5 protein-coding genes are annotated in these 7,129 nt (G+C 64.3%); 3 read left to right on the forward strand and 2 right to left on the reverse strand.

All coding sequences use genetic code 11. The features are described 5' to 3' along the window. From AC1P6P_RS08925 to AC1P6P_RS08935, 3 genes are all read left to right on the forward strand, one after another. On the forward strand, positions 1-472 hold a 472-nt coding region (locus AC1P6P_RS08925; protein WP_481402090.1), incomplete at its 5' end, for a uroporphyrinogen-III C-methyltransferase. Between the two features lie 461 nt (positions 473-933). Further along, positions 934-3,432 (forward strand): TonB-dependent receptor domain-containing protein, encoded by a 2,499-nt coding sequence (locus tag AC1P6P_RS08930; RefSeq protein ID WP_481402091.1) that lies wholly within the window; start codon positions 934-936, stop codon positions 3,430-3,432. Positions 3,433-3,518: 86 nt separating this feature from the next. Further along, complete coding sequence (locus AC1P6P_RS08935; RefSeq protein ID WP_481402092.1) at positions 3,519-5,348, forward strand: methyl-accepting chemotaxis protein; 1,830 nt, start codon at positions 3,519-3,521, stop codon at positions 5,346-5,348. A gap of 98 nt (positions 5,349-5,446) precedes the next feature. On the opposite strand, the gene AC1P6P_RS08940 is transcribed toward AC1P6P_RS08935, so the two are convergent. Together AC1P6P_RS08940 and AC1P6P_RS08945 are read right to left on the reverse strand one after the other, a co-directional pair. Then, entirely contained in the window at positions 5,447-6,460 is a 1,014-nt protein-coding gene (locus AC1P6P_RS08940) for a DUF2332 domain-containing protein (RefSeq protein ID WP_481402093.1), read from the reverse strand. Positions 6,461-6,674: 214 nt separating this feature from the next. Further along, positions 6,675-7,129, reverse strand: a 455-nt coding sequence (locus AC1P6P_RS08945; protein ID WP_481402094.1) for a COG4705 family protein, incomplete at its 5' end; no start/stop codon positions are given.

A 7,129-nucleotide genomic window follows, 5' to 3' on the forward strand; every position in this document is an offset into this window, starting at 1 on the left:
CGCCGCCGGTGTGCCGGTCCGCATCTGCCCGGGGATCACCGCCGCCAGCGCCGCCGCCGCCAGCCTCGGCGCCAGCCTCACCTTGCGCGGCACCGCCCGCCGCCTCACCCTCGTCACCGCCCACGCCCGCGCCGGCGAGTCGCTCGATCTCGACTGGCGGGCGCTGGCCGACCCATCGGCGACCCTGGCGGTCTACATGGGCAAGGCGGCGGCGCGGGAGGTCTCTGCCAACCTGATTTCGGCGGGCCTGCCGGCCGACACACCGGTTGCCCTGGTCGAGAATGCCAGTTGCAGCAACGAACGGCATATTTGCACGCGGCTCGATCTCATGCCGCTGGCGGCGCTCACCACGCTAGGCGATGGACCCGCCCTGCTGCTGATCGGCGAAACATTTCGCACCAGAAACAGAACGTCCGGGAACGAAGACCATTTTGCCGGAGTGAACGGAAATCCTGGAATTCAGGCATGTTGAAACGGATGTTGCGCTTCTGCTTCGGGGCACATCTATGTCGAGTTTGCGGCGGGTTATCAAAAATAACATTGCATTCGGAATTATGTCACTGGTGCGGTACCGGGCACGCCCAAGACAATTCGAGTTTGCATAGACATCGATGTCATTGATCCACCGCTTGCAAGTCGGAAGGGTCTTCAACTTGGGCTATTTCTCGATGGAAGGCTATTGCCATAATGTCGCGAGCACGTGCACGCTTGCATTTGCGGAAAAATGCGTAACCCCTCTCGAATTTCGCACAGCATAAAAACGATTGCACAGATTCATTGAAATTTATGGGAAATCCATACTAAAATCCGGGGCGAATTTCATCACCATCAGCATTAGTGTGCAATTATGCTTAATTGGGGGTTCGCGACCAGTTAGCGGGCGATGCCCTAGCCCTGATTTCGGACACAGGGGTCCATTTCAGGGACATGAAAATGAAATCGAGACATTTGCTGCTTCTCGCTGCCACGTTTGCCACGCCGGTTCCGGCCTTCGCGGCCGATGCCGCCGATAATGCCGACCACACGCCAACCACGAGCGATCAAAAATCGACGCCCGCCGCCGGTCAGTTGATGACCACGGGTGTCGCCCGCGCGCGGGACCGTCTGGACAGCGCCACCTCGACCAGCACCTTGAGCGAGCAGGATGTCGAATTGCTCGGCGCGCGATCGCTGACCGAGATTTTCCGCGACATTCCCGGCATGCGTGCCGAAGCTGCCGGCGGCGAGGGCTATTCCAATATCTCGATCCGCGGTCTGCCGATCGCGCTCGGCGGCGCCAAGTTCCTGCAGCTTGAAGAGAACGGCCTGCCCGTGCTCGAATTCGGCGACATCGCCAACGCCACCTCCGACCAGTTCCTGCGCGCCGATCTCAATCTCAATGGCATCCAGGCAATTCGCGGCGGCTCTGCTTCGACTTTTGCCTCGAACTCACCGGGCGGCATCGTCAACCTGATCGACAAGACCGGCGAAGTCGATGGCGGCACGTTGATGACCACCGCGGGCCTCGATTATGACACCCAGCGCGTCGATTTCACCTACGGCGCGCACCTCGCCAAGGATCTGCGCTTCCAGGTCGGCGGCTTCTACCGTCGCGGCGAAGGCCCGCGGTCGACCGGCTTCGACGGCTACAAGGGCGGCCAGTTCAAGTTCAACGTGACCAAGGATTTCGACGGCGGCTTCGTCCGCCTCTACGGCAAAGTGCTCGACGATCACACCGTGCCGACCCCGTTCGCTCCGGTCCGCGTCAACGGCACCGGTGTCGATCCGCAATATGTCTCGATCCCTGGCTTCGATTATACCCGGGACACGCTGTTCTCGCGCAACATCAGTGGCGCGCTGACACTCGATTCGAACAACCGGCCGACGTTCGATCCCTACAGCGAGGCCACCCACTCGAAGGAGAAGTCGATCGGACTTGAAGCCAAGTTCGAAGTCGCCAACTGGACGATCAACGAAAAGTTCCGCTACGCCGTCATCTCCGGCCACGCGATCCAGCCCTACACCCTGACCAACGGCATGGCGGCGATGCCGGTGCGTTCGCTCGACAGCGCCGCCAACATCATGGCGCTGCTCCATGCGACGTCGCTGGCCTGGGCCACCGGCCCGAATGCCGGCCAGGCGATTGCCGATCCGACGACACTCGCCGGCAATGGCCTGCTGGCGCTGGTGAATTCGCAGAACACCGACATCAACAGCCTGAACAGCGCGATCAACGACCTGCGGGCCAGCCGGGTCTGGAACGTCGGTGCCGATGAAATCACGCTGACGCTGGGCTATTACAAGTCCAGCCAGGACATCGACACCACCTGGGCCTGGTCGACCCAGCTCTCCGACGTTGCCGGCGGTGGCAACGCCAACCTGATCGACGCCTTCGCCGGTCCGTTCCAACTCACCCAGAACGGCAACGTGGCCTACAGCGCCCTGCTGATCGGCGGCTTGCGCCATGATCGCTACAACGTGACCGCCGACATCGATGCGCCCTACGGGTCGCTCAACTTCAAGGCGGGCAAGCTCTCGCTGGGGGCCAGCCTGCGCTACGACATCGGACGGGTCCACGGTTATGTCGCGGGCACGTCGCTCGGTGCGCCGAACAGCTTTGTCTCCTACGACATGAACGGCGATGGGATCATCGTCCCCGGCACCCCCGAGACCCTGGTCAGCGCGATCAACTATGCGACCTCGGCGCCGGTGCACTATGATGCGAAATACCTGTCGTACTCGCTCAGCGCCAACTACCGCCTGGCCAACGACTTCTCGATGTTTGCCCGCTACAGCCGTGGTGCCCGCCTCAATACCGACCGCATCCTGCTCACCCCATTCTTCGACGCGACGACCGGCGCCCCGACGACGCCCGATGCCGCGGTCGACTGGGTCAAGCAGGCCGAAGGCGGCTTCAAGTATCGCAGCAGCCACTTCGAGGCCTACGTCACGGGCTTCTGGGCGCGGACGAGCGAGCACAACATCGGTCTCGACCGCATCTACCGGGCTTATGGCACCGAATTCGAAACCGCCTACCACACCGGCATTTTCAGCCTGACCGGCGGTGCCACCTGGACCAAGGCCAAGATCGTTGCCGACTTCCTCGATCCGGCGAATGTCGGCAACACGCCGAAACACCAGGCCGATCTGATTTTCCAGCTCACGCCGAAAATCGACACCGGCGCCTTCACGTTCGGCGCCAATTTCGAGGGCACGACCTCGAGCTACTCGGGTGACACCAACCAGCTCAAGATGCCCGGCTACGTGACGGTCAACGCCTTCCTGCAAGTTCGCCCGGTTGCGCGCGTCACTCTGATGCTGAACGCCAACAATCTGTTCGACAAGGCCGGCCTGGTCGAAGTCGATGGCGACTACATCCCGTCGAACAACCTGCTGACCGCGCGCACGATCAACCCGCGCACGATCTCGGGCAGCGTTCGCTTCGACTTCTGAACTCGCCACCCCGGGCCACCCCCTCGGGGCGTGGTCCGGGTCACCTTCCGAGTTCCGTCATTCCTTCTCAGTCCGGATCGAGAACGATGTTTTCCCACCTGAAAATTCCCCGCAAGTTGGTGCTGTCGTTCGCGGCGATCAATTTGTCGGCGGCGGTGATGATGCTGGTGTTTGCTGCCAACATCCTGATGATCAGCCAGTCGACCGAGCGGACGAACTACAGCCAGTCGATTCTCGCCAAGTCGCTGGCGCTTGAAACCGCATTGCTGCGCCAGAACAGCCAGATGCGCGGCTATCTGGTCACCGCCGACAATTCCTATCTGAAGTCCTATTATGAGGGCCGCGACGAATACAATCGGACTTCCGCCGAACTGGAAAAGCTGATCGAACCGCCTGAACTCCGGGCGCTGCTGCTGACCTCGCGCGAAAAGACGCAGGCCTGGCGCGACAACTGGGGCGACAAGTCGATCGCCATGGTCAAGGCCGGCCAGCGCGATGCCGCGCAGCAGGCGATCCGCGACGGCGGCAAGGCGGTGCTGGTCAGCGAGGCGGTGCTGCCGTTGCGCGGTCTGCGCGACCACGAAACCCAGGCGATCGCATCCGAATCGCAACGGCAGTCGACCGCGATCGTCACCGCGTGGATTGCGCTCGGGCTCGGCAGTCTGGCGTTGCTTGCGCTGGCCTTCAGCCTGTCGCGCTGGCTGTCTCGCGACATCGCGCAGCCGATCTCCGCGCTGACCGATGCGATGAAGGAACTCGCGGCCGGGCACAACACCATCGCCGTCGATGGCGTCGAGCGCGCCGACGAGCTTGGCGACATGGCCCGCGCGGTCGTCGTCTTCCGCGAATCCGCACAGGCCAAAGTCGCCGCCGACGCCGATCGCGAAAGGGCGATGGCCGAGATCGGCGATAAGCTGCACGAACTGGCGAATTCGAACCTGCGTGCGCGGTTGCAGGGGTTGCCGCCGGCCTTCTCTGGCCTCGCCGGCGATTTCAACGACGCGCTCGGCAAACTCTGCGAGGTGATGACCTCGGTGCGCGGCAGCGTCGACGCGATTGCCACCAGCTCGGCGGAAATCCGCCAGGCCACGGCCGACCTGTCGAATCGCAGCGAGGATCAGGCCGCCCGCCTCCAGGCCTCGGCCACGGCGATGGCCGAGATCACCCACAAGGTCGGCGAGAGCGCCTCGCTGGCGGCCAGCGTCAACCGTTCGGTGCTCGAAGCACGCGGCGAAGCCGAACAGGGCGGTGCCGTCGTGCACAAGGCGATCGAGGCGATGCAGGGGATCGACCAGGCCACCCGCGAGATCACCGAGATCATTTCGGTCATTGACGGCATCGCCTTCCAGACCAACCTGCTCGCGCTGAACGCCGGGGTCGAGGCCGCGCGCGCCGGCGATGGCGGCAAGGGCTTCGCGGTCGTCGCTTCCGAAGTCCGCGCGCTCGCGCAGCGCGCCGGTGACGCTGCCAGCGACGTCAAGAACCGCGTCACGGCCGCCTCGCAGCATGTCGTCACCGGCGTCGAATTGGTCAACGAGACCGGTGGTGCGCTCGGTCGCATCATCGAGCGCGTCGCCGGGGTGAGCGGCGCCATCGAAAGCATGGCCGAAGCTGCAGAACAGCAGTCGGGTCGCCTCAAGGCGGTAAACGACGCAATCGCCGCGATGGACACAATGACCCAGCAGAACGCCGCGATGGTCGAGCAGACGACTGCCGCAACGCGCTCGCTTGCAGGTGAAGCGCAGCAGTTGATCCAGGCTTTCGGCGTCTTCAATGTCGGCGATGCACGCCCAGGCTTGCCGGTCGCCGCACCTGCGCTGCAACCGAAACCCACACCGCGGCGGATCGCGTCGCGCCCGGCTGCTACCGCCGGAAACCTCGCCCTTGCCACCAACGAGGACTGGTCGGAATTCTGACCGGCTGCCGCCGGCTTCACCGATCGCACAAGGCCCGCCGTGGCAACACGGCGGGCCTTGTGTCGTCGCGTCGGGAAATCACCGCCGGTGTTTTGGAATCATCCGCGCCAGTCGATCCATGCGCCATAGGCATGGCATATCGCCAGCAGCCGGGGTTGCGGATCGGCGTACTTGCCCCGCCAGCAGCGCATGGCAAGGTGCACTTCGGTGCGCCCGGCGTTCCATTCGAAGCCGATCACCACCAGCGGACGGCGTGCATCGGTGCGGGCGCCGGCAATCGCCAGCGTCCGCTCGAGGCTGGCGCGCTCCGATGCCGGCAGGTATTGCAGCACCATCGAATGCAGCACCACGCGGCAGGTGCCGGCTGCTTGCGGTGCCGCCAGCCTGCGGGCAAGCCACCCGGCGGCGCGGGCGCGGTCGACGCGAGGCCAGTCGGCCCCAGCGAGTGCAATGGCCTGGCGCAAGCGTTCGGCGCGCGCGAAATCGTCGGCCCAGACATAGGATTGCAAGCGTTCGCGGGCGAGAGGATCGGCTAGTCGTACCGGCCGCAAGTCGACCCCTCGCGTCGACGCAATCGCGACCGGGGCCGCGACTGGCGCCTTCCCGCGCCATTCCGGCGCGATCACCACCGGCGAACCGGCCGTGCCGGCGCGACATCCGCCCAGTTGGTGATCGTAGCGATCAAGCATAAGGCTGAGCCCGGCGCTGGCGCCTATCTCGTTGAGGTCAAACGGCATCCCCAGTTCGCCGGCCAGCAGCATCAGCGCCGCCATGAACGCCCCGGAACGCGCGACCTCGTTGGTCTGGGTCGGATGACGCATCCATTCCAGCAGCGTCTCTTCGCCCTGCGTGAGTGCATTGCCGATTGCCACAAGGAAGTCGTCGTGCTCACCGGCAAACAACTCACGGAGCGCTCTTATCGTCCCCTGTCGCGCCAGCGCGTGAATGCCTGCATTCAGCCGCAATGCCATCGCCGAAGCGCGTGGGTCCGCCGGCCAGTGGTCGATCAGCGCTGCCAGGTTTGGCGCACGATCGAGCTGCAGATAGGCCGCCGAAAGGACGTTGGCGACAAATTCCGAGCCGAGTTCAGCGGCGACTTTGGCCTGACGCAACAAATCGTCGCGGGGTTCCGAAGGAAACTCGAAGCAGCCATCGAAAGGAAATGAAACCCGGGCGTCCACGGTCGAGCCTGTTCATTCGCGAAAAGATTTCAGACCGGAACGACCTGCCTTGCGGGTGTACGCCATCGCGGTTTGCGCCGGCTTGACCGCCGGCTAGGTAGACACCGCGCTGGCCGATCGCAGCATGACGTGATGCAATATCACGTCATCCTGCTTCAGCGCCCAGCGGCCGCTGCGGCAGGCGCCACAGGCACAGCGCCAGCGCCACCACCAGCACGGCGGTGGCGGCGTCGCGGCCGAGATCGAGTCCACCTTGCGCCAGTGGCTTGTCGAGGAAATCGCCCAGCGTCGCCCCCAGCGGCCGGGTCAGCACGAAGGCCGCCCAGAACAAGCCGACTCGCGATGCCGAGGTTTTCCACGCCAGCAGCGCCAACCCGGCCAGCAGGGCGCCGAACAAAGCTGCGCTGCCAAGATAGCCCAGCGGGGTTGCGTCGGCGGTCCAATCACCCAGCGCTGTGCCCAGCGTTTGCGAGAAGGTGATGGTCAGCCAATAGAAGCTTTCGGCACGCGGCTCGTGGACTGTCGTTACCGACACGCTGCCCAGCACCAGTCGCCACAGCAGCAACGTTCCGCACACGCATGCCAGGAGCGCGGCAGAAC

Source organism: Rhizomicrobium sp., assembly GCF_056722145.1.